The organism is Sphingopyxis sp. H073, from assembly GCF_001468395.1.
GTDB lineage: Bacteria > Pseudomonadota > Alphaproteobacteria > Sphingomonadales > Sphingomonadaceae > Sphingopyxis.
This window is the reverse complement of sequence record NZ_LNSG01000005.1, coordinates 142,654-166,168: the sequence shown is the minus strand read 5'-3', so window position 1 is coordinate 166,168 and position 23,515 is coordinate 142,654. Positions and strand designations below refer to the sequence as shown.

At 65.3% G+C, this 23,515-nt stretch carries 22 protein-coding genes; 14 read left to right on the top strand and 8 right to left on the bottom strand.

What is annotated here, in order from left to right; translation table 11 throughout:
• Window positions 1-77 precede the first annotated feature (77 nt).
• The 3 genes from ATE64_RS11295 to ATE64_RS11285 all read right to left on the bottom strand — a co-directional run bounded on the left by ATE64_RS11295 (window position 78) and on the right by ATE64_RS11285 (window position 3,389).
• Window positions 78-854, bottom strand: coding sequence for an SPOR domain-containing protein (locus ATE64_RS11295; protein WP_058456649.1), 777 nt, complete (start codon window positions 852-854; stop codon window positions 78-80).
• Window positions 854-2,581, bottom strand: coding sequence for an arginine--tRNA ligase (gene argS / locus ATE64_RS11290; protein WP_058456648.1), 1,728 nt, complete (start codon window positions 2,579-2,581; stop codon window positions 854-856). Before argS ends, ATE64_RS11295 begins: the two co-directional genes overlap by 1 nt.
• Window positions 2,582-2,717: 136 nt before the next feature.
• The gene (locus ATE64_RS11285) at window positions 2,718-3,389 is read right to left on the bottom strand and encodes a hypothetical protein (RefSeq protein WP_058456647.1); all 672 of its coding nucleotides are present in this window, start codon (window positions 3,387-3,389) and stop codon (window positions 2,718-2,720) included.
• A 149-nt stretch (window positions 3,390-3,538) separates the two neighbouring features.
• Between ATE64_RS11285 and ispH the strand changes: the two genes are divergently transcribed.
• The 3 genes from ispH to rnhA are packed head-to-tail and all read left to right on the top strand — an operon-like array spanning window position 3,539 to window position 5,933.
• Window positions 3,539-4,525: a 4-hydroxy-3-methylbut-2-enyl diphosphate reductase gene (gene ispH, locus ATE64_RS11280; RefSeq protein ID WP_058456646.1), complete on the top strand. Its 987-nt coding sequence runs from the start codon at window positions 3,539-3,541 to the stop codon at window positions 4,523-4,525.
• Window positions 4,525-5,484 (top strand): homoserine kinase, encoded by a 960-nt coding sequence (gene thrB, locus ATE64_RS11275; RefSeq protein WP_058456645.1) that lies wholly within the window; start codon window positions 4,525-4,527, stop codon window positions 5,482-5,484. Before ispH ends, thrB begins: the two co-directional genes overlap by 1 nt.
• Window positions 5,481-5,933 carry a ribonuclease HI gene (rnhA, locus tag ATE64_RS11270; protein WP_058456644.1) on the top strand — a complete coding sequence of 151 codons (453 nt, stop codon included), beginning with the start codon at window positions 5,481-5,483 and terminating at the stop codon, window positions 5,931-5,933. Before thrB ends, rnhA begins: the two co-directional genes overlap by 4 nt.
• Before the next feature lie 18 nt (window positions 5,934-5,951).
• Here rnhA and ATE64_RS21185 read toward each other — a convergent pair whose 3' ends face one another.
• Together ATE64_RS21185 and ATE64_RS11265 are read right to left on the bottom strand one after the other, a co-directional pair.
• A complete protein-coding gene (locus tag ATE64_RS21185; protein ID WP_082657774.1) occupies window positions 5,952-6,128 on the bottom strand; it encodes a DUF1508 domain-containing protein in 177 nt (58 codons plus the stop codon).
• Window positions 6,129-6,217: 89 nt separating this feature from the next.
• The gene (locus ATE64_RS11265) at window positions 6,218-7,348 is read right to left on the bottom strand and encodes an FAD-dependent oxidoreductase (RefSeq protein WP_058456643.1); all 1,131 of its coding nucleotides are present in this window, start codon (window positions 7,346-7,348) and stop codon (window positions 6,218-6,220) included.
• Window positions 7,349-7,442: 94 nt separating this feature from the next.
• Between ATE64_RS11265 and ATE64_RS11260 the strand changes: the two genes are divergently transcribed.
• The 7 genes from ATE64_RS11260 to ATE64_RS11230 all read left to right on the top strand — a co-directional run bounded on the left by ATE64_RS11260 (window position 7,443) and on the right by ATE64_RS11230 (window position 14,567).
• Entirely contained in the window at window positions 7,443-7,931 is a 489-nt protein-coding gene (locus tag ATE64_RS11260) for a prepilin peptidase (RefSeq protein ID WP_058456642.1), read from the top strand.
• A 47-nt stretch (window positions 7,932-7,978) separates the two neighbouring features.
• Window positions 7,979-9,010, top strand: a complete 1,032-nt coding sequence (gene cpaB / locus ATE64_RS11255) for a Flp pilus assembly protein CpaB (RefSeq protein WP_058456641.1) — start codon at window positions 7,979-7,981, stop codon at window positions 9,008-9,010.
• 1 nt (window position 9,011) lies between these two features.
• Window positions 9,012-10,508, top strand: coding sequence for a type II and III secretion system protein family protein (locus ATE64_RS11250; protein ID WP_058456640.1), 1,497 nt, complete (start codon window positions 9,012-9,014; stop codon window positions 10,506-10,508).
• A 25-nt stretch (window positions 10,509-10,533) separates the two neighbouring features.
• Window positions 10,534-11,181 carry a CpaD family pilus assembly protein gene (locus tag ATE64_RS11245; protein WP_058456639.1) on the top strand — a complete coding sequence of 216 codons (648 nt, stop codon included), beginning with the start codon at window positions 10,534-10,536 and terminating at the stop codon, window positions 11,179-11,181.
• Window positions 11,178-12,464 (top strand): pilus assembly protein CpaE, encoded by a 1,287-nt coding sequence (locus tag ATE64_RS11240; RefSeq protein ID WP_058456638.1) that lies wholly within the window; start codon window positions 11,178-11,180, stop codon window positions 12,462-12,464. The genes ATE64_RS11245 and ATE64_RS11240 overlap by 4 nt, the downstream gene beginning before the upstream one ends.
• A gap of 71 nt (window positions 12,465-12,535) precedes the next feature.
• Window positions 12,536-13,504 carry a type II secretion system F family protein gene (locus ATE64_RS11235; RefSeq protein WP_058456637.1) on the top strand — a complete coding sequence of 323 codons (969 nt, stop codon included), beginning with the start codon at window positions 12,536-12,538 and terminating at the stop codon, window positions 13,502-13,504.
• 73 nt (window positions 13,505-13,577) lie between these two features.
• A complete protein-coding gene (locus ATE64_RS11230; protein WP_058456665.1) occupies window positions 13,578-14,567 on the top strand; it encodes a type II secretion system F family protein in 990 nt (329 codons plus the stop codon).
• Window positions 14,568-14,624: 57 nt separating this feature from the next.
• On the opposite strand, the gene ATE64_RS11225 is transcribed toward ATE64_RS11230, so the two are convergent.
• On the bottom strand, window positions 14,625-15,626 hold the full coding sequence (locus ATE64_RS11225; protein ID WP_058456664.1) for a fumarylacetoacetate hydrolase family protein: 1,002 nt from the start codon (window positions 15,624-15,626) through the stop codon (window positions 14,625-14,627).
• Between the two features lie 52 nt (window positions 15,627-15,678).
• The gene (locus ATE64_RS11220; RefSeq protein ID WP_058456663.1) at window positions 15,679-16,092 is read right to left on the bottom strand and encodes a hypothetical protein; all 414 of its coding nucleotides are present in this window, start codon (window positions 16,090-16,092) and stop codon (window positions 15,679-15,681) included.
• A 150-nt stretch (window positions 16,093-16,242) separates the two neighbouring features.
• Between ATE64_RS11220 and ATE64_RS11215 the strand changes: the two genes are divergently transcribed.
• On the top strand, window positions 16,243-17,466 hold the full coding sequence (locus ATE64_RS11215) for an ATP-binding protein (protein WP_058456636.1): 1,224 nt from the start codon (window positions 16,243-16,245) through the stop codon (window positions 17,464-17,466).
• On the opposite strand, the gene ATE64_RS11210 is transcribed toward ATE64_RS11215, so the two are convergent.
• A complete protein-coding gene (locus ATE64_RS11210) occupies window positions 17,463-18,776 on the bottom strand; it encodes an aspartate aminotransferase family protein (protein ID WP_058456635.1) in 1,314 nt (437 codons plus the stop codon). The two genes, ATE64_RS11215 and ATE64_RS11210, sit on opposite strands and share 4 nt — an antisense overlap.
• 769 nt (window positions 18,777-19,545) lie before the next feature.
• Between ATE64_RS11210 and ATE64_RS11205 the strand changes: the two genes are divergently transcribed.
• The 3 genes from ATE64_RS11205 to ATE64_RS11195 are packed head-to-tail and all read left to right on the top strand — an operon-like array spanning window position 19,546 to window position 23,515.
• A complete protein-coding gene (locus ATE64_RS11205) occupies window positions 19,546-20,892 on the top strand; it encodes a glutamine synthetase family protein (RefSeq protein ID WP_058456634.1) in 1,347 nt (448 codons plus the stop codon).
• Between the two features lie 14 nt (window positions 20,893-20,906).
• A complete protein-coding gene (locus ATE64_RS11200) occupies window positions 20,907-22,175 on the top strand; it encodes an FAD-binding oxidoreductase (RefSeq protein WP_058456633.1) in 1,269 nt (422 codons plus the stop codon).
• Window positions 22,172-23,515, top strand: a complete 1,344-nt coding sequence (locus ATE64_RS11195; protein ID WP_058456632.1) for an aspartate aminotransferase family protein — start codon at window positions 22,172-22,174, stop codon at window positions 23,513-23,515. Before ATE64_RS11200 ends, ATE64_RS11195 begins: the two co-directional genes overlap by 4 nt.

Sequence of the window (23,515 nt, the reverse complement as noted above, 5' to 3'; positions counted from 1 at the left end):
GCGCAGCCCGGCCAATGCATGCATGATGACACGGCATTCCTATCGAACCAACGCTTTCTGCGGTAAAATGCGCAAATTTAGCGGACGACGACGCAATTTTCGCCCGCCACCCGCAATTTTCCGCACACGGCCGAGGCATTGCCAGCCGAACCGGCCGAAGCGCGCAGACGATAGACGGTGTTATCGCCGAGCTTCACGGGCGAAACCGATTTGCCGAGATCGGCCAAATAGGGAAAACGCTTCGACAGGTTCGTCCACGCCTTGCCCGCTGCGGCTTCGCTGCTGAAGGCGCCGAGTTGGATCATCGCCGAGCCGCCCGTCGCCGCCTTGTCGGCTTCCTTGGCGCCGGGCGTCTTGACCGACATGGCTGCGGGCTTGGGCTTGCCCTTGTCGGCGGCGGCAATGCGCGCGGCCTCGTCCTTGGCGGCAGCCGCCTTGTCGGCCTCGGATCTGGTCTTTTCGGCCTTTGCGGCGGCTTCGCGCTCGGCCGGGGTCACCGCCGGCTCTTCGGGCATCCGGCTCGCGTCGACCTTGCCCGAAGGTTCGGCGCCTTCGGTTGCGGCAAAGCTGGCATCGCCCTCGCCTTCGAACATCTTGGCGCCATCGGTTTTCGGCGCGACTTTGTAGGCGCCCTTTTGCGCGACGATCAGTTCGCCATCGCCGCGCGCGCCGCCATTCTGCAGCCACCAGAGGCCGCCAAGCACCGCGCCGATCAGGATCAGACCGCCGAGCACCATGACGAGCAGGCGAACCGGCGATACCTCGCCATCGTCGCCCAGATCGTCGGCCGCTTCGAGCCAGGGAAGCCGATCTTCGTCCTCCAGGCCCAGTCCCGCGTCCTTGTCCTCCGCCATCAATTCATCTCCTCGAGCGCCTCTACCCCCATCAGGTGGAGCCCGTTGCGGATAACCTGCCCGATTCCATCGGCGAGATAAAGGCGGGTCGCGGTCAATTCGGGGTCATTTACCAAAATGATACGGGCGTCGGGACGATCGTTACCCATGTTCCACCAGGCATGGAACGCGGCCGCGATCTCGCCGAGGAAGAAGGCGATCCGGTGCGGTTCGCGCGCCGAGGCGGCCGATTCGACGATCCGCGGGAATTGCGCGAGCAGCTTGACGAGCCCCAGCTCGTAATCATCGAGCCGCGCCGTGTTCGGCGTGGCCGGCGCGACGCCTGCGTCCGCGAGCCTGCGCTTCAGCGAGGCGATCCGGGCGTGGGCGTACTGGACATAAAAGACCGGATTGTCCCGCGACGCCTCGACCACTTTCGCGAAGTCGAAGTCCATCTGCGCGTCGGCCTTGCGCGTCAGCATGGTGAAGCGCACCGCATCCTTGCCGACCTCGTCGACGATGTCGGCGAGGGTCACGAAATTGCCCGCCCGTTTCGACATCTTGAACGGCTCGCCATTCTTGAGCAGCCGGACCATCTGCACCAGCTTGACGTCGAAACGGGTCTTTCCGCCGGTCAGCGCCGCGACCGCGGCCTTGATCCGCTTGACCGTTCCCGCATGGTCGGCGCCCCAGATGTCGATCAATTCATCGGCGTTCTGGCTTTTCTGGAAATGATAGGCGAGGTCGGCGCCAAAGTAGGTCCAGCTGCCGTCCGATTTCTTGATCGGCCGATCCTGGTCGTCGCCGAACTGCGTCGAGCGGAACAGCGGCAGCTCGACCGGCTCCCAATCCTCCGGTGTCTCGCCCTTGGGAGCTTCCAGCACGCCATCATAGACGAGATCATGATCGCGCAGCCACTTTTCAGCAGCCGCGGGCTTGCCTTCGGCCTGCAATTCGGCCTCGGACGAGAAGAGATTGTGATGGATGCCAAGCTTTGCGAGGTCGGCGCGGATCATGTCCATCATCGCCGCGACCGCGGCGGTGCGGAACGGGACGAGCCATTCGCTCTCGGGCGCGCCGACGAACCGCTCGCCATATTCGGCCGCCAGCTTCGCCGCGACGGGCTTCAGATAGTCGCCGGGATAGAGCCCTTCCGGGATCGCGCCGATCTCTTCGCCAAGCGCTTCTCGGTACCGCATGTGCACCGACCGCGCGAGCACATCGACCTGCGCGCCCGCGTCGTTGACATAATATTCGCGGATGACCTTGTACCCGGCATATTCGAGCAACGCGGCCAGCGCGTCGCCGACGACCGCGCCGCGACAATGGCCGACGTGCATCGGTCCCGTAGGGTTCGCCGATACATATTCGACATTTACCGAGCGACCTTCACCCATTTTCGAGCGGCCATAATCCACTGCATCGGCATGGATGAGCGCGAGTTCGTCGCGCCAGCTGTCATCGGCGAGGCGCAGGTTGATGAAACCCGGGCCGGCGACGCTGGCCTCGGTCACTTCATCGAGCGCGCCGAGTTCGGCGACGAGCAGTTCGGCAAGCGTGCGCGGGTTGGTGCCCGCGGGTTTGGCAAGCACCATCGCGGCGTTGGTGGCGACGTCGCCGTGCGAAGGGTCGCGCGGCGGCTCGACGCTGATCGCGCTGCGGTCGAGGCCGGCAGGCAAGGCATCGCGGGCGACAAGCGCATCGAGGGCGGTGCCGATATGGTCGGAGAAACGGCTGAACAGGGTCACGGCGGATCCTAGCTTTGGGTCAAATATCGTCGGGGCGCCCTAGCCTAGGCGGGGCAACGCGAAAAGCCCTGCGCCGCCAAAAAGGCGTCGCAGGGACGAACGAAGCGCAGGGCGCGAACGGGCGCCGCCGCGCGGCTTATCGTCGGACGTTATATTCGAGCTGGTCCTGGGTCAGCTGGAAGCCGACGAGCAGTTCGAAACTGGCGCGTTGCACCGCGGTACGCACTTCGGGGATGCTCAGGGGGTCGACCGCTGCGTCTTCCTCGCCTGCCTTACGCTTGCGCGTGATGCGTTCCTGGATGTCGGCAGGCAGCGTCGCGGCCGCGCGGTCGACATAGGCGGCCGCCTGACCATGGCCCGTCCCGCGCACCTGGCCGTCGGCAAAGCTGACCGTCACCTGGCCGATCCGCTTCGACACGACGGCGGTGCCGCCCTGCACGACGGTCGAGAAATAGGGCAAGGTCACCGTCCGCGCCGGGCCGGCATCGCGGCGCGTTGCGATAACGTCGAAATTGGCGAGCTGATAGACTTTCTCGCCTTCTTCATTGCACTGCGGCGTCAGGTTGGTGATCGTCGCGACGACGTCGATCGCGCTCGCATCGCGGCTCGTCGCGGGATCGAAGAGGGTGATGTCGCCGGTATAGGTCGGGACGGCGATCGCAGGGCACGCACTGCGCGTCGAGGTGATGCCGACCCCCGACGAAACGTCGATATCATTGTCCTTTGCGCAGCCCGCCACCGTCGCCAGCGCAGCGGCTCCGCCGAGCAGGGCAACAAATTTACGGGAGGACAACGAAGATGACATCATAAAAACCGGACTTTCCAAACTCGCGCGGAGGCATCGAAGGGCTGCTCGCCCTTCCATGCGCGCCGCTTCTTATCGGTGCGATGAACGAGGCGCAACACGGACGAAGCCGCTTTACCGCGATAGTTGTGCTGCGCTAGAGCGCGCGGACCATGAACGCTCCCGACAATATAGTGCGCCCGCAAGGCAGCGAAAGCGCGATCCTCAATGTATTAATCGCGGCGCCGCGCGGCTTTTGCGCCGGCGTCGACCGCGCGATCCGCATCGTCGAACTGGCGCTGCTACGCTATGGAGCGCCGGTCTATGTCCGTCACGAAATCGTGCACAACCGCTACGTCGTTGAATCGCTGAAGGCCGAGGGAGCGATTTTCGTCGAATCGCTCGACCAGGTCCCCGACGGCGTCCCGGTCGTGTTCAGCGCGCACGGCGTGCCCAAGGCAGTGCCCGCCAAGGCCGAAGCGCGCGGGCTCGACTATATCGACGCGACCTGCCCGCTGGTGTCAAAAGTGCATCGTCAGGCCGAGCGTGCGCATGAGGCCGGACGCCACATCGTCTTTGTCGGCCATTCGGGCCATCCCGAGGTCATCGGCACGCTCGGCCAGTTGCCACAAGGAGCGATGACGCTGGTCGAATCGGTCGACGACGTGGCGGCGCTATCGCCGCCCGATCCGGAAAATCTGTCCTTCCTGACGCAGACCACGCTGTCGGTCGACGACACGCGCGACATCATTGCCGCGCTACAACATCGTTTCCCGTCGATCAGTGGCCCGCGCGGCGAAGATATCTGTTACGCGACATCGAACCGGCAGGACGCCGTGAAAGCGATCGCCGGACGGTGCGACCGGATGATCGTGATCGGCGCGCCGAACAGCTCGAACAGCCTGCGCCTCGTCGAAGTCGCCGAGCGGCTGGGCACCCCGGCGCATCTGGTCCAGCGCGGAACCGACGTCGATTCAGACTGGCTGCGCGATATCGCGACGCTCGGCATCACCGCAGGCGCGAGCGCCCCCGAGATGCTGGTCCGTGAAGTGATCGACGCCGTCGCGGCGCATCGGCCGATCCGCGAGGAGGTCGTTGTGACGGCCGAAGAAAATATGGTCTTCAAGCTGCCGCGCGGGCTCGAACCGGCGGCGAACTGATGGCGGTCTATACGCACGTCGACCCCGACGACCTCGCGGCGCTCGTCGCGCGCTACGACATCGGCACCGTCCTGTCGTGCAAAGGGATCGCCGAGGGCGTCGAGAACAGCAACTTCCTGCTGGAAACGACCGGTGGCCGCTTCATCTTGACGCTCTACGAAAAGCGGGTGAGCGAAGGCGACCTACCCTTCTTCGTCGACTTGCTGAATCATCTCGCGCGTCGCGGCAGCCCCGTGCCCGCGATGATCGAGGATCGCGAAGGCCGCACGATCCAGCGCGTCTCCGGACGCGCCGCCTGCATCATCCAGTTCCTGCCAGGCATTTCGCTGACCCACCCCTCGCCGCGCCAATGCGAGGCGGCGGGCGAAGCGCTGGGCACGATGCATCGCGCGGTCGCCGATTTCGCGGGGGGGCGCGAAAACAGCATGGGGCACCGCCACTGGCGCGGTGTCGCAGCAGCGACGGGCGATCTCGATACGGTAATTCCGGGGCTGCAAGCGGTCGTGGACGACGAACTCGCCTATCTCGACGCCCACTGGCCGTCGGGACTGCCGGCCCATGTGATCCATGCCGACCTGTTTCCCGACAATGTGCTGATGCTCGGCGACACGGTGACGGGGCTCATCGACTTCTATTTCGCGGCCAGCGACTTTCGTGCCTATGACGTCGCGGTCACGCATGCCTCCTGGACCTTTTCGGACGACGGCGCGACCTGCGACACCGGGCGAGCAAGCGCGCTGATGCGGGGTTATGCAAAGGCGGTCGCGCTGTCCGAGGCCGAGACGGCAGCCCTGCCCCTGCTCGCGCGCGGCGCATCGCTGCGCTTCCTGCTGACGCGCGCGCACGACTGGGTCCATACGCCCGCCGACGCGCTGGTCACGCGCAAGGATCCCGCGCCCTTCCTGAACCGTCTGCGCCGCTATCAGGCCGCCGACGCCGCCAGCCTGTTCGCCGCATGACCGAGGGCCGGACTGTGATCGTCGCCACCGATGGCGCGTGCAAGGGCAATCCGGGGCCCGGCGGCTGGGGCGCGGTGCTGCGCTGGGGCGATGTCGTGAAGACGCTTTCGGGCGGCGAAGCCGACACGACCAACAATCGCATGGAATTGATGGGAGCGATCGAGGCGCTCGCGGCACTCAGGCGGCCATGCAACGTCGAATTGTCGACCGACAGCGTCTATGTCCGCGACGGCATCACCAAATGGGTTTTCGGCTGGCAGAAGAACGGTTGGAAGACTGCCGCAAAAAAACCGGTCGCCAATGCCGACCTGTGGCAGCGGCTGGTCGCCGAGGCGAAACGGCACAAGATCGAATGGATCTGGGTCAAGGGCCATGCGGGGCATGGCGACAATGAACTGGCTGACAAACTGGCGAGCGATGCGGCGTTGGAGGCGGCGCGGGCGCGCTGAACGCCCGCGCACCGTCGATTATTCGGTCTCGCGCACTTCCGCGCCGGGGCCATTCTTCAAAATCGACTCGATGGCATTCTTCGCGGATGCCTTGCTGCTATAGCCTTCGGTCCAGAAGATCGCTTCGCTATTATACTTGAAATAGGCGACAAATTCGCCGGCCTTGTTCTTCTTGATCTCGAAATAATGGGCCATGCCATCCTCCACAGGTCGGGCCGTGCCGGGGGTGACGCAGCCAAACCCATGCTAATGCGCCTTTTTCCCCGCGCAAGCCGATAGATTGGTCAGGCAAAACGCGCGGGCGCGAAAGGCGCAGGATCGACTTCACCGATCGCGCCACCCGGCCGCGGCGCGCCAAGCTCCGCCGCGAGCAGCCCGCCGATCGCCGGCGATGTCTGAATGCCGAACCCGCCCTGCCCCGCACACCAGACGAAGCCGGGGACGTGCGGATCGGCACCGAAGACGGGCAGCCGGTCGGGGGCGAAACTGCGAAGGCCCGCCCATTTGCGTTCGACGGCGGCGATCGGCCAGTCGACGACCTCTTGCAGCCGGTCGATCGCGATCGCGACATCGAGTTCCTCCGGCGCGGCGTCGCAAGGCGCGGACGGCGTCTCGTCATGCGGGCTGAGCCACACCCGTCCCTCGCTCTCGCCCTTGAAGTAGAAGCTGCCGCCGACGTGAATCACGAGCGGCAGCGACGCGGGAACCGGGACGCCCAGCCGCAACTGCAAGACCGTCCGCCGATAGGGCTGGATGCCGAGCGGACGGGCGCCGCATCGCACCGCGACCGTATCGGCCCACGCCCCCGCCGCGTTGACGATGACATTGGCGTGCAACATGTCCGTCCCGACCTGTACCTCCCAGCCGGAGGCCGTCCGCCGGGCGGACGTCAGCGTGGCGCTGGTCGCAAGCTGCGCGCCCGCACGCTTCGCCGTGCGCAGAAAGGCCGCGTGCAAAGCGCCGACATCGATATCGCTGCAGGCCCTCTCATAGGCCGCCTCGCTCCAGTCGGGCCGGATGCCGGGCACGATACGCGCCACCTCAACCCCGCTCATGCGCTGGATATCGACGCCCTTCGCCGCGAAGCCCGCGGTAAATTCGTCCACAACCGCGGCCTCGTCGCGCCGTCCCAGATTGAACGCCGCCCGCGGCGACAGGAAGCCGCGCTCGGAAAAATCAGCCGGAGGATCGCGCAGCAGGTCGAACGATGCCTTCGACAGCGGCTGGATGGCCGGGCCGCCATAGGTTTCGTGCCAGAAGGCCGCCGACCGGCCGGTCGCATGATAGCCCGGCATGGCTTCGGCCTCGATCAGCAGCACCCGCCGGTGCGGGGCCAGCGACGCCGCGAGGCTGGCCCCGCCAATGCCCGCGCCGACGATCAGGATGTCGATGGAGGAAGGGAGCGAACCGGTCATAGCCGCCGCATATCGGCTGGCTAGCGGAATGCAAGCGGCGCGCGGCCCGATCATGGTTACTTTTTGGTAAGCCATGATCACTAGGAGAAGTCCGATGCAAAACGGTTCTATCACGCTTGGCCTGATGGCGCTTCTCGCGGTGCTGATGATCGTCGCGGCGGTCAGCGACCTGCGTACCCGCACGATATCGAACCGCCTGAATGCCGGGATCGCGCTGCTCGCCATCCCCTTCTGGATCACCAGCGGTCTGGCACTTTGGCCCGAAATCCCGCTCCAGTTCGGCGCCGCCTTTGCGGTGTTTATGGTCTTCGCCGGTCTGTTCGCGCTGGGCGCGATGGGCGGCGGCGACGTGAAGATGATCGGCGGCGTGATGCTGTGGATTCCGCTCCCGCTGTTCATTCCGATGCTGACGCTCATGGCAATCGGCGGCGGGATCCTGTCGGCCGTGATGCTGATCCACTCGAAAATTCGCCCTTCGGACAAGATGATAGAGGTTCCCTATGGGGTCGCTATCGCCGCAGCCGGACTTTGGGCGCTTCACCAACACTATCTTAACCAGTTTCAGTTTATCGCTGTGAGTTGAGGGCAAGCGCCACCACCTCTGGTTGGCGCAGGAGGCGAAAAATCGTCATGGATACGCGAAAGATTATGCTGATCGTCGGCGCGCTGGTGATTGCCATCGGCGCGGCGTTCGGGGTCAACCAGATGATGCGGGGCGCAACAGCGCCGCAGGCACGCGCCGCGGCCGCGCCGGAAATCAATGGCCCCATGATCCTCGTCGCAACGCGGCAGCTGCCGGCGGGCACGATTATCGGTCCGGACAGCTTCCGTTTCCAGCCCTGGCCGAAGGAACTGGTCGAGAAGGCCTATTTCCTGAAGGAAGAGACCGAAGTCCAGAATCTGGTCGGCACGGTCGTTCGCTATCCGATCACCGCAGGGCAGCCGCTGACGCAGGGCGCGCTCGTCCATCCCGACGATCGCGGCTTCCTCGCCGCCGCGCTTGGGCCGGGGATGCGCGCCGTGACGGTGAAGGTCAGCCAGGAACAAGGTGTCGCAGGCTTCGTCTTCCCCGGCGACCGCGTCGACGTCGTCCTCGCGCAGAAGCTCTCGATCAAGGAAGGCAGCGCCTATCCCGACGATGAGCTTTACACCGCCGAAACGATCGTGCGCAACGTCCGCGTCCTCGCGACCGACCAGCGCTACGACGCCGAAGATGAAACCGGCAAGACGCCCGTCCGCACTTTCGGCTCGGTAACGCTCGAAGCGACGCCGGAAATCGCCGAAAAGATTGCCGTCGCCCAGAATATGGGCCAGCTCTCGCTGGCGCTCCGCCCGCTCGCCGAAAACAGCGGCGACCTTGAGGCGGCCATTGCTTCGGGCGAAGTGAACGTGCCCGCCGGCGGTGGTACCGCCGCCGAAAAGAAGATGCTGGCCGAAGCTGCCGCGCGTCCGACCTCGGCCAAGTCGTCGGCGACGACCGGTGGCGACGTCTCGCGCTTCTGGGTTCCGGTTCGTGGCCGCGTGTCGGCTCCGCGCCAGCCGCAGCAACAGCAGTCGTACAGCGGCGCGCCCGTTTCGATGGGCCCCGCGGCGCCCCAGGGTCCGGTCGTTCGCGTGACCCGCGGTGACAAGGTGACCGAAATTACGGTTGGGGGTAAATAAGATGAACAGCAAAGCCACTTTCAAGGTCGCGGCGCTCGCCCGCACCCTGGCCATCGGCCTGGTCGCAGCGACCCTGGTCTCGGCCCCGGTGCAGCAGGCGGCGGCGCAGGCGACGCAGAACGCCAGCAGCAGCGTCGACCTGTCGGTCGGTCGCGGCCGCCTGATCAGCCTGAGCGCGCCGATGACCGACGTGTTCGTCGCCGACGACAAGGTCGCCGACGTCCAGGTCCGCTCCAGCCGCCAGCTCTATGTCTTCGGCAAGGCGCCCGGCGAAACGAGCATCTATGCGACCGATGCCAGCGGCCGGGTCGTCTATTCGACCGTCGCCCGTGTCGGCAACAACATCGAGACGATCGACCAGATGCTGTCGCTCGCAATGCCCGATGCAAAGATCGCGTCGAACACGATGAACGGCTTCATCCTGCTGACCGGCACCGTGCCTTCGCCCGACGATGCAGCGGAGGCCGAGCGCCTCGTCCAGGCGTTCGTAGGCGACCAGACCAAGGTGCTGTCGCGCCTTCGCACCGCAACCCCGCTGCAGGTCAACCTGCAGGTCCGCATCGCCGAAGTGAACCGCACGCTTCTCAAGGAAATCAGCGGAAACCTGCTGACCCGCGACCGCGACGGCCAGTTCGGCAACGGCTTCCTCGGCAGCGTGGTACGGGGCCGCACGGCGGGTACGATCACGTACCCGGGCGAGGGTTCCTCGGGCGCGACCGGGACCACCTATCAGTTCACTACGCCTGCCGGCGTCAACAGCTTCGGCGCCGCCGGCCGCCTATTCGGCCTCGATGTCATGGCCTCGCTCGACATCGGCGAACGGTCGGGCATGGTCGTCACGCTCGCGCAGCCGAACCTGACCGCGATTTCGGGCGAAACGGCCGACTTCCTCGCGGGCGGTGAATTCCCGGTTCCCATCCCGGGCAATTTCGCAAGCACCACGATCGAGTATCGCAAATATGGCGTAAGCCTGGCCTATACGCCGACCGTTCTTTCGAACGGCCGCATCAGCCTGCGCGTGCGCCCGGAAGTGTCGGAACTGTCGACCGAAGGCGCCATCGAAATGGACGGCTTCCAGGTCCCGGCGTTGACGATCCGCCGCGCAGAGACGACGGTCGAACTCGGTTCGGGCGAAAGCTTCATGATCGCGGGCCTGATGAACAACCGTTCGATCGGCGCGATCGACAAGGTTCCCGGCCTCGGCGACGTTCCGCTTCTCGGCACGCTGTTCAAATCGGACAGCTTCCGCCGTGGCGAGACCGAGCTGGTAATCGTGGTGACGCCCTATCTCGTCCAGCCGGTCACGGCGAACGAGATCAAGCTGCCGACCGATGCCTATCAGGACTCGAACGACCTGCAGCGCCTGCTCCTCAACCAGACGAGCGACGGCGTGACGGGCGGCGACCGGCCGAAACCGAAGCTCGATACAACGGTGGGCGATGCCGACCGTCCGCGCGCTGCCGGCACGGCCGCGCCGGGTTTCAGCGTCGGCAAGTGACACGCCGGTTTTCAGGAGCAAAGTGATGAAGAAGATCGCAACTTGGACCGCCCTGGCACTGGCAACCACGCTCGCCGGATGTACAGGCGCGGCAAATGGCAATCGCGGCCTCGAATCGGTCCACCAGCCGGTGGTCCGGAACACCATTTATCAGTTCGATGTTGCTGCCGGATCGGGCGACATCGCGCCGAGCGAGCAGGGCCGGCTCCAGGGCTGGCTCGACGCTCTGGGCGTGCGCTACGGCGACCGCATCGCCATCGAGGATCCGTCGGTCTATGGCGCCAGCGAGGCGCAGGCGACCGTCCGCGCGATGGTGGAGCGCCGCGGGCTGCTACTCAGCAACGACGTGCCCGTGACCACCGGTGCCGTTCCCCCTGGATCGATCCGCGTCGTCGTGACGCGCGCGACTGCGCATGTCCCAGGATGCCCCGACTGGTCGAGCAAGTCGGCGATCAACTTCACCAATGCCACCTCGTCGAACTATGGCTGCGCGACGAACGGCAACCTCGCCTCGATGGTCGCCGACCCCAACGATCTGATCAAGGGTTCGACCTCGACCGGCAATGATCCGAATGCCGCAACGCGCGCGATCAAGACCTATCGTGAACGGCCGCAGACCGGCGCCGGCGATCTCAAGGCTCAACAGACCACCAACAGCGGAGGCAGCCAGTGAACGCTCCTTTCAAAGCAGCAGGGCTGCGTGACCCCTTCAACGCGTTCGTCTGCGACGACGATACGCTGGAGCTGATCCGCGTCGCGGCCGCAGACATGGGCTGGCCGACCGAGAAGTGCAACAAGGGCGGGCTGCGCAACGCCGTCCAGTCGCTGTCGGTCTCGGCGAGCCCGAACATCCTGTTCGTCGACATGTCGGAATCGGGTGACCCGATCAACGACATCAACGCGCTGGCCGAGGTTTGCGAACCCGGCACCGTCGTGATCGCGGCGGGTCAGGTGAACGACGTCCGCCTGTACCGCGACCTTCTGTCGAGCGGTATCCAGGACTATCTGCTGAAACCGTTGTCGCTCGATCAGGTGCGGGAATCGCTGACCATGGCGCAGGCGATGCTGTCGGCGCCGAAACATGCCGACATGCACGACGACAAGCCGCATCACATGATGGCGGTGGTCGGCGTGCGCGGCGGCGTCGGCGCGTCGCTCGTTTCGACCTCGCTCGCCTGGGCGATCAGCGAACAGGCCGACCGCCAGACCGCGCTGCTCGATCTCGATGTGCATTTCGGCACCGGCGCGCTGACGCTCGACCTCGAGCCCGGCCGCGGCCTGATCGACGCGATCGACAATCCCAGTCGGATCGACGGCCTGTTCATCGAACGTGCGATGGTGCGCGCGTCGGACAAGCTCAGCCTGCTGTCGGCCGAAGCGCCGATCCACCAGCCGGTGATGACCGACGGCTCGGCCTTCTTCCAGCTGGAGGAAGAGCTGCGCAACGCGTTCGAGATGACGATCGTCGATATCCCCCGGCACGTTTTGATCCCCTTCCCGCACCTGGTGCAGGAAGTCGGAACGATCCTGCTGGTCAGCGACGTGACGCTCGCCTCCGCGCGCGACACGATCCGTCTGCTGTCCTGGTTCAAGCAGAATGTTCCGGGTGCGCGGGTGATCCTGGTCGCCAACAAGTTCCAGAACGCCGTTGGCGAGCTGTCGCGCAAGGAATTCGAATCGTCGATCGAACGTCCGATCGACTTCACCATTCCGTTCGATCCCAAGCTGGTCAGCCAGTCGGCGAAACTCGGCAAATCCTATGCCGAAATCTGCAAGGGCACAAAGGCCGGTCAGGTCTGGACCAGCCTGATGCGCCTCGTCATCGACGGTGCCGACGAAAGCGCCGAAGAGGCGCCGGTTGCGCCGGCAAAGGCAAAGGCAAAGGCCAAGTCGGGTGGCTCGCTGTTCGACAAAATCGGCGGGCTCGGCACGCTGGTGACGAAAAAGGCCAAGTGAACCGGCCAGAGCGGCTTGCCGGGTGGCAGGTTGCTCGGGCCACCCAGGGATAAGGCGGACAAAGGGCGAACATGAACCTGCAATTGATCCTCGTCGTTGTTGCCGCCCTCGTCGCGGTCGGAATGCTGGTCATGGCGCTTGCCGGTCCGTCGGTCAGCGGGGTGAAGAAGCGGCGGCTGTCGTCGGTGCGCGACCGTCACGCCGCCTCGACCGAAGCCGTCGTCGCCGCGCAGATGCGCAAGACGATCCAGGCCCGGAGCGGCGGCGCCGCGAGCATCTCCAACCTGATGCCGCGGCGCGAACTGATGGAAAAACGTCTGCGCCGTACAGGCAAGGGCTGGAATCTCAGCCAGTATATGCTCTGGTGCATGGGGCTGTTCGTTGTCGTGACGGGCGCGCTGCTCGTGCTGCGGACCCCGTTCCTGCTCGCCGCGCTTGTCGGGCTGATGGGCGGCGTCGGCCTGCCGCACATGGTCGTGGGGCACCTGATCAAGAAGCGCGTCAACGCCTTCAATACCCGCTTTCCCGACGCGATCGACCTGCTCGTCCGCGGCCTGAAATCGGGTCTTCCCGTGACCGAAACCTTCCAGGTTGTGAGCCAGGAACTGCCCGGCCCCGTCGGCGACGAATTCAAGGGCGTCGTCGAACGCATCCGCATCGGCAACACGATGGAAGCAGCGCTGCAGGAATCGGCCGAAATGCTTGGCACGCCGGAGTTCCAGTTTTTCTGCATCACCATCCAGATCCAGCGCGAGACGGGTGGCAACCTTGCCGAAACGCTCGCGAATCTGTCCGACGTTCTGCGCAAGCGCGCGCAGATGAAGCTGAAGATCCGTGCGATGTCTTCGGAAGCCAAAGCCTCGGCGTACATCGTTGGCGCGCTGCCCTTTTTCGTCTTTGGCATCGTCTGGTCGATGAACCCCCAATATCTCGCCGGCTTCTTTACCGAGCAACGGCTGATCATCGCGGGTGTCGGCGGGCTCATCTGGATGAGCATCGGTGCCCTCATCATGAAAAAAATGATCAGCTTCGAGATCTGAGGGGCGCGGACCGATGAACAGCAATTTCCTTCTTACCGCCGCCTTCTCCGGAGCCCAGAGCGGCCCCAAGCTGATGGGGGTCGATGTCGTCTGGGCTGCGACGATGCTGGCCGCGGTCGGTGTCGGCGCAGTGCTCTTCGCCATCTATGGCGCGCTGACCGTCCGCAATCCGATGACCAAGCGGGTCAAGGCGCTCAACGAGCGCCGCGAACAGCTCAAGGCGGGCATCACGGCGTCGACCACCAAGCGCCGCGCCAAACTGGTCCGCAAAAACCAGACCGCCGACCGGATGCGTACCTTCCTCGGCAAGCTTCAGGTGCTGCAGGAAGAGCAGATCAAGGACGTTCAGCAGAAGCTGGCGCAGGCGGGCATCCGGTCGAAAGACCTGGCTGTTGCCGTCATCTTCGGCCGCCTCGTGCTGCCGATCCTGTTCGGCGGCATCGCCGCGACGCTGATCTATGGCATGGACATGTGGCCCGACCTGACGACGGTCAAGCGCGCGGGCTTCACGATGGCCGCGCTGATCCTCGGCTACAAGGCGCCTGATCTGTTCGTCGACAACAAGCGTCAGAAGCGCACCGATGCGATCCGCAAGGGACTCCCCGATGCGCTCGACCTGCTCGTCATCTGCGCCGAAGCCGGCCTTACCGTCGACGCCGCCTTCTCGCGCGTGTCGAAGGAACTCGGCCGCGCCTATCCCGAGCTGGGTGAGGAGTTCGCGCTCACTTCGATCGAGCTCGGCTTCCTGACCGAGCGCCGTCAGGCGTTCGAGAACCTCGCCTATCGCGTCAATCTCGATTCGGTGAAGGGCGTCGTGACGACCATGATCCAGACCGAAAAATATGGTACGCCGCTGGCCAGTGCGCTGCGCGTCCTGTCGGCCGAATTCCGCAACGAACGCATGATGCGCGCCGAAGAAAAGGCCGCGCGCCTGCCGGCGATCATGACGGTGCCGCTGATCCTGTTCATCCTGCCGGTGCTGTTCATCGTCATCCTGGGGCCCGCGGCCTGCGCGCTCAGCGATGCGATGTCGGGCGGCGGCTTCGGTCGCGGGGGCGGCTGACCCCTGTTCGCCAGCACGAACGATCGAGGGGCGGGAGCAATCCCGCCCCTTTTCGTATCAGGCGACGGTCTGCTCGATCGCCCCGAAAATGCTGTGATGATGGTCGTCGTCCATCCAGATGCGGACGGCGTCGCCCTTTTGCATGAACGGCGTCTTCGGTTCGCCCTGCAGGATCGTCTCGACCGTGCGGACTTCCGCAAGGCAGCTATAGCCGAGCCCGCCCTCGGCAATCGGCCTGCCCGGACCGCCGTCGACGTCGCGATTGGAAACGGTGCCCGACCCGATGATCGTGCCGGCGCCGAGGTTGCGCGTCTTGGCTGCATGGGCAATCAGCGCGCCGAAATCGAACGTCATGTCGACGCCCGCGTCGGCGCGGCCGAGCGGCTTGCCGTTGAGATCGACCGACAGCACGCCGTGCAGCTTGCCGTCCTTCCACCGCGCGCCCAACGCGTCGGGGGTGACGAAAACCGGCGACATCGCGCTCGACGGCTTCGACTGGAAGAAACCGAAACCCTTGGCGAGTTCGGCCGGGATCAGGCCGCGCAGCGACACATCGTTGGTGAGGCCGACGAGCAGGATCTTGCCGCGCGCCGCGACCGCATCGATCCCGGCAGGAACATCGCCCGTCACCACCACGACCTCCGCCTCCATATCGCATCCCCACGCCGGATCGCCCAGCGGAATGGGATCGCGCGGGCCAAGGAAGGCATCGCTGCCGCCCTGGTACATCAGCGGATCGTGCCAGAAGCTTTCGGGCATCTCCGCATTGCGCGCCTGCCGGACGAGCGCGACATGGTTCACATAGGCACTGCCGTCGGCCCATTGGTATGCGCGCGGCAGCGGCGAAGCGGCGTCGCGTTCGTGGAAGCGTTCGCGCGGGATGGCTTCGTGGTTGACATCCTCCGCCAGCGCCGCGAGCCGCGGTGCCGCATCCTCCCAACCGTCGAGCGCGGCCTGCAGCGTCGGGGCGATCGCGCCGGCGTCGGCGTACCAGGCGAGGTCGTCGGAGACGACAACGAGCCGGCCGTCGCGGCCGTGCTTGAGCGAAGCGAGTTTCACATCTGTCCCTTTTTCTGCGACGCCGCGCATCGCATGATCGGGGGAGCGACGATCAGCGCGGCATCTGGATGGATGCGAAACAGGTAAAGCCGCTCTGCCCCGCCTGCAAGCGCCGGATATATTGCAGATAGGCCTGCGACTGATTGTAGCTTGTGCCCGGCAGCGTCTGGCCGCGAAAGGCGCGCTTCACTTCCTCGCCGGTGAACGGGCGCGGCGAGCCCGGGAAGGCGCCCTTGGTGCCCGGCGGCACGAGCTTGCCTTGCGCGTCGATATATTTCCCCGCCGCGGTCGGACCGGGCACGGGAATCTGGCAGTTCATCACCGACACGGCGGTCTGGGCAAAGGCCGGACGGATCGTCAGCGCCGCCGAGACGCCGACGGCACCGAGCGCCAGCATCCTGCGCCGCGACGGCGCGGCTTCGGCTGGATCGGTGGCATTTTCGGCGGGGATCGAGCTGTCTTCCATCGCGCAGCGCATAAACCAATGAAGCGCCGCGGAAAAGCAAAAGACCGCCTCGCCCCGTCCGCTTCCCTCTTTGGGACATTCGCGCGGCGGGGGTTAATTACCGTGAACATCCTTGCGGCATGCCCGGCTTCGTGCGAGGGCGCGCGAGCGATGTTCGACCGCCTCTCGAGCCTGGTTGCTGCCCTCACCCTGGTCGCCATCGCGGCCATCTTCGCGGCGTTGGCGGGCGGCGATGCGCTTTCGATCGCGATTATCGCCGTGGCCGGCGTCGCCGGCGTCGCGATTGTCTACGGCGCCCTGCCTTCACCGATCCCCGACCCGCAAGGGCCCCCCACGATCGAAGAGCCGCCGGTTTCGCTGCTCCGCCATCCCGATTTTGCGCTGTGGGTCGACCAGGAGGACGAACCGTTGATCGGCGTTGCCGACAACGTCGTCACGATCGTCAACGACGCCGCGGTGCGCCTGCTCGGCCGCCACATCGTCGGCGCCGACATCCGCACCGCGATTCGCCATCCCGCCGCAACCGAATGGCTGGCGCGCATCGGGGGCGACGCACCGCTGGAAACGCTCAATCTCGTCGACTTCCCCCGCCCCGGCCAGCGCTGGACGATGCGCATCGCCACGCTGTCGGGCAGCGAACGGATCATCTTCCTCTCCGACCGCTCGGCGATCGACGCGGCGGACCGGATGCGATCCGATTTCGTCGCCAACGCCAGTCACGAGCTGCGCACGCCGCTTGCGGCGATCCTCGGCTATGTCGAAACGCTGCAGGACATGAACGGCGAAGGCGACGCACCGATGCGCCACCGTTTCCTGTCGATCATCGAGCGCGAGGCGCGGCGGATGCAGCAACTGGTGATCGACCTCCTCTCGATCTCGCGCGTCGAGGCGGACCGCTTCCGCCGCCCCACCCGTCCGGTCAATCTGGCCGCGATCGTCAAGGCGACGATCGCCCAATTGCAGGACAGCGAGGCCTCGCGTCCGAAGGATATCATCGCGCGGCTCGGCCGCGGCGCGCAGCCCGTCCTCGGCGACGAGGCGCAGCTCGGACAACTGACCCACAACATCATTTCCAACGCGATGAAATATGGCCGCCCCGGAACGCCCGTCACGGTCGAACTGGCGCGCGAGGGACAACGCGTCCGGCTCTCGGTCAGCGACGAGGGCGAAGGCATCGCCCCCGATCATCTGCCCCGCCTGACCGAACGCTTCTACCGCGTCGACGAAGCGCGCAGCCGCTCGGTCGGCGGCACCGGGCTCGGCCTTGCGATCGTCAAACATATCAGCGAGCGCCACCAGGGGCAGCTCGACATCGAAAGCGAGCTCGGGAAGGGCACAAAGGTTTCGGTGACCTTCCCGCTGGCAAGCACCTAGTCGATCGTATCGAGCAGGTCGGCAATACGGCTGAACATCTCGTCGATCTGCGCCTTCTCGACGATCAGCGGCGGCGACAGCGCGATGATGTCGCCTGTCGCGCGGACGAGCAGGCCATCGTCGAAGGCGGCGTGGAACAGCTCCATCGCGCGCGCGGTCGGGGCGCCGGGGCGCGGTTCGAGTTCGATCCCCGCGACAAGGCCGATGGTGCGGATGTCGATGACATGGCGGCGCCCCTTCAGGCCGTGCGCCGCATCCTCCCAATAGGCGGCGAGGTCGTTAGCGCGGTCGAACAGGCCGTCGCGCGCATAGAGGTCGAGCGTCGCAAGCCCCGCGGCGCTGGCGAGCGGATGGCCCGAATAGGTGTAGCCGTGGAACAGCTCGATGCCGCCCGCGACGCTGTCCAGCACCGCGTCGTGCAACTCGCGCTTCACCGCAACCGCGCCCATCGGAACCGCCGCGTTGGTCAACCCCTTCGCCATCGTGATGATGTCGGGTGTAACGCCCCACGCTTCCGATGCGGTCGCCGCGCCGACGCGGCCGAAAGCGGTGATCACCTCGTCGAAGATCAGGATGATGCCGTTGCGGTCGCAAATATCGCGCAGCCGCTGGAGATAGCCGACCGGTGGGATGAGCACCCCGGTCGAGCCCGCCATCGGCTCGACGATCACCGACGCGATCGTCTCTGCGCCGTGCAGGTCGACGAGGCGCTGCAGATCGTCGGCCAGCTCGGCGCCATGTTGGGGGAAGCCGCGCGTGAAGGCGTTGCGTCCGATATCGTGCGTATGGCGCAGATGGTCGGCGCCGGGCAGCGTCGAAAAGACGCGCCGGTTGTTGACGAGCCCGCCCACCGTGATCCCGCCAAAACCGGTGCCATGATACCCGCGTTCACGGCCGATCAGGCGCGTGCGCGTTCCCTGTCCCTTCGCGCGCTGGATCGCGAGCGCGATCTTGAGCGCGGTATCGACCGACTCCGACCCGCTGTTGGTGAAGAAGATGCGGTCGAGACCGTCGGGCATCAGCGCCGCGACACGCTGGGCGAGTTCGAACGGCAACGGATGGCCGAGCTGAAAGGTCGGCGCGAAATCGAGCGTCGATGCGGCCTTCGCGATCGCCTCGGCAATCTCGGGTCGGCAATGACCGGCGTTGCTGCACCAGAGGCCCGCGGTGCCGTCGAGGATTTCGCGCCCGTCGCTCGACCGGTAATACATGCCGCTCGCGGATACGAGCTGGCGCGGGTTCGCCTTGTACGCGCGGTTGGCGGTGAACGGCATCCAGAAAGACGCCAGCTGGTCGTTGTCACCCCTCATCGATCGTCTCCATGCGGTGGCAGGACATTGGCTTGTCCGCCCCAAAGTTCAGCAAAGTTCAGCCTTGTGCGACCAACTTTTGCCGTCCGCTCTCGACGCGAAACAAGAGGTGCGGCAGACAGCGCGATCACGGCACAAGGACAGGACACGGACATTGCGCGAAGCTATCGCGCCCGGATGATGTAGGACAGTGAAAAATCGCGCGGCAGGATGGCGGCTTTGGGGTGGGGAGCCGTCCTTAAACCTCGTCATGCTGAACTTGTTTCAGCATCCATGGACTGAGCGATCGTCCGGCGCGGCGCCTAGGGTCAGGACCCATTAATTCCGCGTTCGAGGCGTCGAAATGCGAAGATATCGGGTTCGGGCGGGTGCAGCGGGTAGCATCGCTACCCGCAAGGCCGCCCGGGCCTGAGATCGAAGCCATTTCGGCGTCCCTCCGGGATTTGACCGATTTTGCCTGTGGCTTCGTCGAAAAGTCTGGAAATATCGACATATTCCTGCGCCTTTTCTCCTCGCCCCAGGCAAAATCGCTTCAAACCTCGATCGCGGAATTAATGGGTCCTGACCCTAAGGAAATGGCGGACCATGGATCCTGAAACAAGTTCAGGATGACGATACTAGAAATGTCGTGCTCCGGTCGTCTCCAGACAGTCGCCCACTGCATGGCCGCAGAAAAATGGCCGATACCGGCCCCTCTGGCGCTTCGCCGAACTTCGCGATAGGCTGGCCTTCCACAAACGGGTCGGCTCCTCGGCCCAATCGGGGGCACATGTCAGTCAATCTGGAACAATGGATCAGCGACCATAAAATCGACGAAGTCGAATGTATCGTCCCCGACATCAACGGGGTCCAGCGCGGCAAGGTTCTGCCGGCCAAGAAGTTCCTCTCCTCGGTCAAGGACAAGTCGCTCCGTATTCCGGGCAGTGTCTTCATCTGCACGATCGACGGCCATTATCCCGAGGACATCGACGATATCTGGGACAAGGACCCCGACAAGATATTGATCGCCGACCCGAGCACGATCTGCGTCGCGCCAGGTTTCACCTCGCCCACCGCCTTTGTGATCGCCGACGCCTTCAACGGCGACGGGACCGAAGTCGACATCGCGCCGCGCACGATCCTGAAAAAGGTTCTCGGCCTGTACGAGGACAAGGGCTGGAAGCCGATCATCGCGCCCGAGGTCGAATTCTATCTCGTCTCGCAGAACGCCGACCCCGATTTCCCGCTGACACCACCCGTCGGCCAGTCGGGCCGCAGCGAAACCGCGAGCCAGCCTTATGGGTTGGAGGCGATGAACGAATATGAGGAGATCATCGATCACATCTACGACGATTGCGAGCTTATGGGGCTCGATATCGACACGATGATCCACGAAATGGGCGCCGCGCAGCTCGAGGTGAACTTCATCCACGGCGACCCGCTGCGCCTCGCCGACGAGGTGTTTCTGTTCAAGCGCGCCGTGCGCAACGTCGCGAAGCAGCATAATGTCTATGCGACCTTCATGGCGAACCCGATGGCGGGCCAGCCGGGCAGCGCGATGCACATCCACCAGTCGGTCGTCGACGCCGACACCGGACGCAACCTGTTCTCGACCGCCAACGGCCGCGACAGCGCGGCTTTCCGTTCCTATGTCGCCGGCCTGATCCGCTTCATGCCGCAGATTTCGCCGATGTGGGCGCCCAATGTGAACAGCTTCCGCCGCATGCGACCCGACAGCGCGGCGCCGATCAATGTGCAATGGGGTATCGACAACCGGTCGTGCGGCTTCCGCGTGCCGGTGTCGGACAAGAACAACCGCCGGGTCGAAAACCGCCTGCCGGGCGCCGACAGCAACCCCTATCTCGCGATCGCTTCGTCGCTGGTGTGCGGCTATATCGGGATGGTCGACCGCATGGTGCCACCCAAGCCGATCACCGGCAGCGCGTACAACCGTGCGCGAACGCTACCGCGCACGCTGGAGGCGGCGCTCGACCGGTTCAGCTCGTGCAAGAAGGTCCGTAATCTGCTGGGCGACGATTTCTTCGAAATCTTCTTCGCGGTGAAGGATTACGAGCTGTTCAACTATCAGTCGGTGGTGTCGAGCTGGGAGCGCGAACATCTGCTGATGCGGGTCTGACCCGGACCCCGATCATGACAGACCCGCTGAACCATAGCTATTACGTCGCGACGGCGAATGCGTGGCGGCCGCGCGCGTTCGACGGCGCGGATTGCGGGTGCGACGTCGCCGTCATCGGCGGCGGTTTCACCGGTGTCAGCGCGGCGATCGCCTGCGCCGAGCGCGGCTTTTCGGTGATCCTGCTCGATCGCGAACATATCGGCTTCGGGGCGTCTGGCCGCAATGGCGGGCAGCTGATCCCGGGGCTGCGCTGGACCGCATCCGAACTGGAAGCGGAATTCGGTCGCGAGCGCGCCGACGCGCTGTTCGATCTTTGCTGGCGCGACAATCGCGTGAAGGCGCGGATCGAGAAGCATGGCATCTCCTGCGACCTGAAAGCGGGCCATCTTGAAGCGGCGTGGACGCCGACGGATTTCGATGCGATGCGGCGCGAGGCCGACCATCTTGCAAACCGCTTCGATTATCGGACCGATATCGTCGCGAAGGCTGATATGAGCGCGCATATCGCGAGCCCGCTGTATCATGGCGGGGTCCATGACCCGCAGGGCGGGCATTTCCACCCGTTGAACTATGCGATCGGGCTTGCGCAGGCGGCCGAAGCGGCCGGCGTGCGGATCTGGGAGGGCGAGCGCGCCCATCGCATCACCGAGAATAGAGAGGGGCCGGGCGTGATGACCGACCGCGCGCATATCGCTGCGCGCTACGTCATCGACGCGACCGATAGCTGGATCGGCGAGGTGGAGCCCGATCTCGGCCGCCACACCGTGCCGATCATGAACTACAACATCGCGACCGCTCCGCTCGCGAGCGCCGACGAATTGCTCCCAACAGATGCCGCGGTCGCCGACAGCCGCTTCGTGCTCAACTATTTCCGCCTCTCGGCCGACAAACGCCTGATCTTCGGCGGGGGCGAGCGCTATTCGCAGACTCCGCCGCGCGACATCGCCGCATTCGTGCGACCGTTCATGGCCGAGGTCTTCCCGCAAATCGCCGACGCGACGATCGACTATGGCTGGGGCGGTGCGGTCACGGTGACGATGAACCGGCTGCCGCACATCGGGCGGCGCGGGAATGTGTTTTTCGCGCACGGCTTCTCCGGGCACGGCGCGCTGGTCACGACAACTGCCGGCGAGCTGATCGCCGAGGCGCTGGCAGGCACGGCCGAACACTTCGATGTGCTCGCGAACCTCCCCGCGAAGCCCTTCCCCGGCGGCAAATGGCTGCGCCGGCCGCTCGCGACCTTGGGCCTGCTCTACTATGCGCTGAAGGACAGGCTCGGGTGATCGCCGACGCCGCCATCGCGCGCATCGCCGAACGCGAGACCGAGCGGTTTCGCGGTGCCAACCCGCATGCTTTCGCACACCATGCTTCCGCAACCGGCTGGTTCCAGTCGGTGCCCTTTCACTGGATGAAGGACTGGCCGAGCCCGGTGCCGATCGTCGCCGCCTCGGCGAAGGACGCGATGCTGACCAGCATCGACGGCCAGACCTACGACGATTTCTGCCTCGGCGACACCGCGAGCCTGTTCGGCCATTCGCCCCCCGCTCTTGCCGCCGCGCTGGCGAGGCAGGTAGGCCAAGGGTTGAGCTATATGCTCCCGACGGACCGCGGCGCGGCCTTGTCCGAACGGCTCGCGGCGATGTTCGGCCTGCCGCAATGGCAGGTCACGACGACCGCCAGCGAGGCCAATCGCGCCGTGATCCGCTGGTGCCGCGGGATCAGCGGGCGGCGCAAGATCCTGATCTTCGACGGCGCTTATCACGGCGCGGTCGACGATGCCTTCGTCGACCTGAAAGGCGGCGCGCCGGCGATGCGCGCCAGTCTGGTCGGACAGGTCCACGATCTGCGCGGCACCACGGCGGTGGTCGAGTTCAACGACGAAGCGGCGCTCGCGGCTGCGCTGCGCGGCGGCGACATTGCCTGCGTCCTCGCCGAGCCCGTCATGACCAACGTCGGCATGGTCCGCGACGCACCGGGGTTTCTGCAGACGCTGCGCGCGCTTTGCGACGAGACCGGGACGCTGCTGGTCTTCGACGAGACGCACACGATTTCGTCAGGCTATGGCGGCCACAGCCTCACGCACGGCCCGAAGCCCGACCTGATGGTGATCGGCAAATCGATCGGCGGAGGCGTTCCCTGTGCCGTCTATGGTTTCAGCACCGAGGTTGCCGAACGCATGGCCGAGCTCAACCGGTCGCGCTCATCCGGCCATAGCGGGATCGGCACCACATTGTCGGCCAATGCGTTGGCGATCACGGCAATGGATATCATGCTCGGAGATGTCATCACCCCGGCCGCCTACGATGCCATGCTGCGCGGCGCTGCGCGCCTTGTCGCGGGTCTCGAAGCAGAGATCGCGGGCGCCGGGCTGGACTGGCACGTCACGCAGGTTGGCGCCCGCGTCGAATTCCTGACCTGCCCTACCCCGCCGCGTAATGGCGGCGAAGCCAAGGCGGCGATGCATCCCGAACTCGAGGCGGCGATCCACCTCTTCCTTGCCAATCGCGGGATTTTGCTGGCGCCGTTCCACAATATGATGTTGGTGAGCCCGGTCACGTCGGACGACCAGATCGACCGGCTCGTCGGCACCTTCGCCGACTGCATGAGAGCGTTGAAGGAGTAG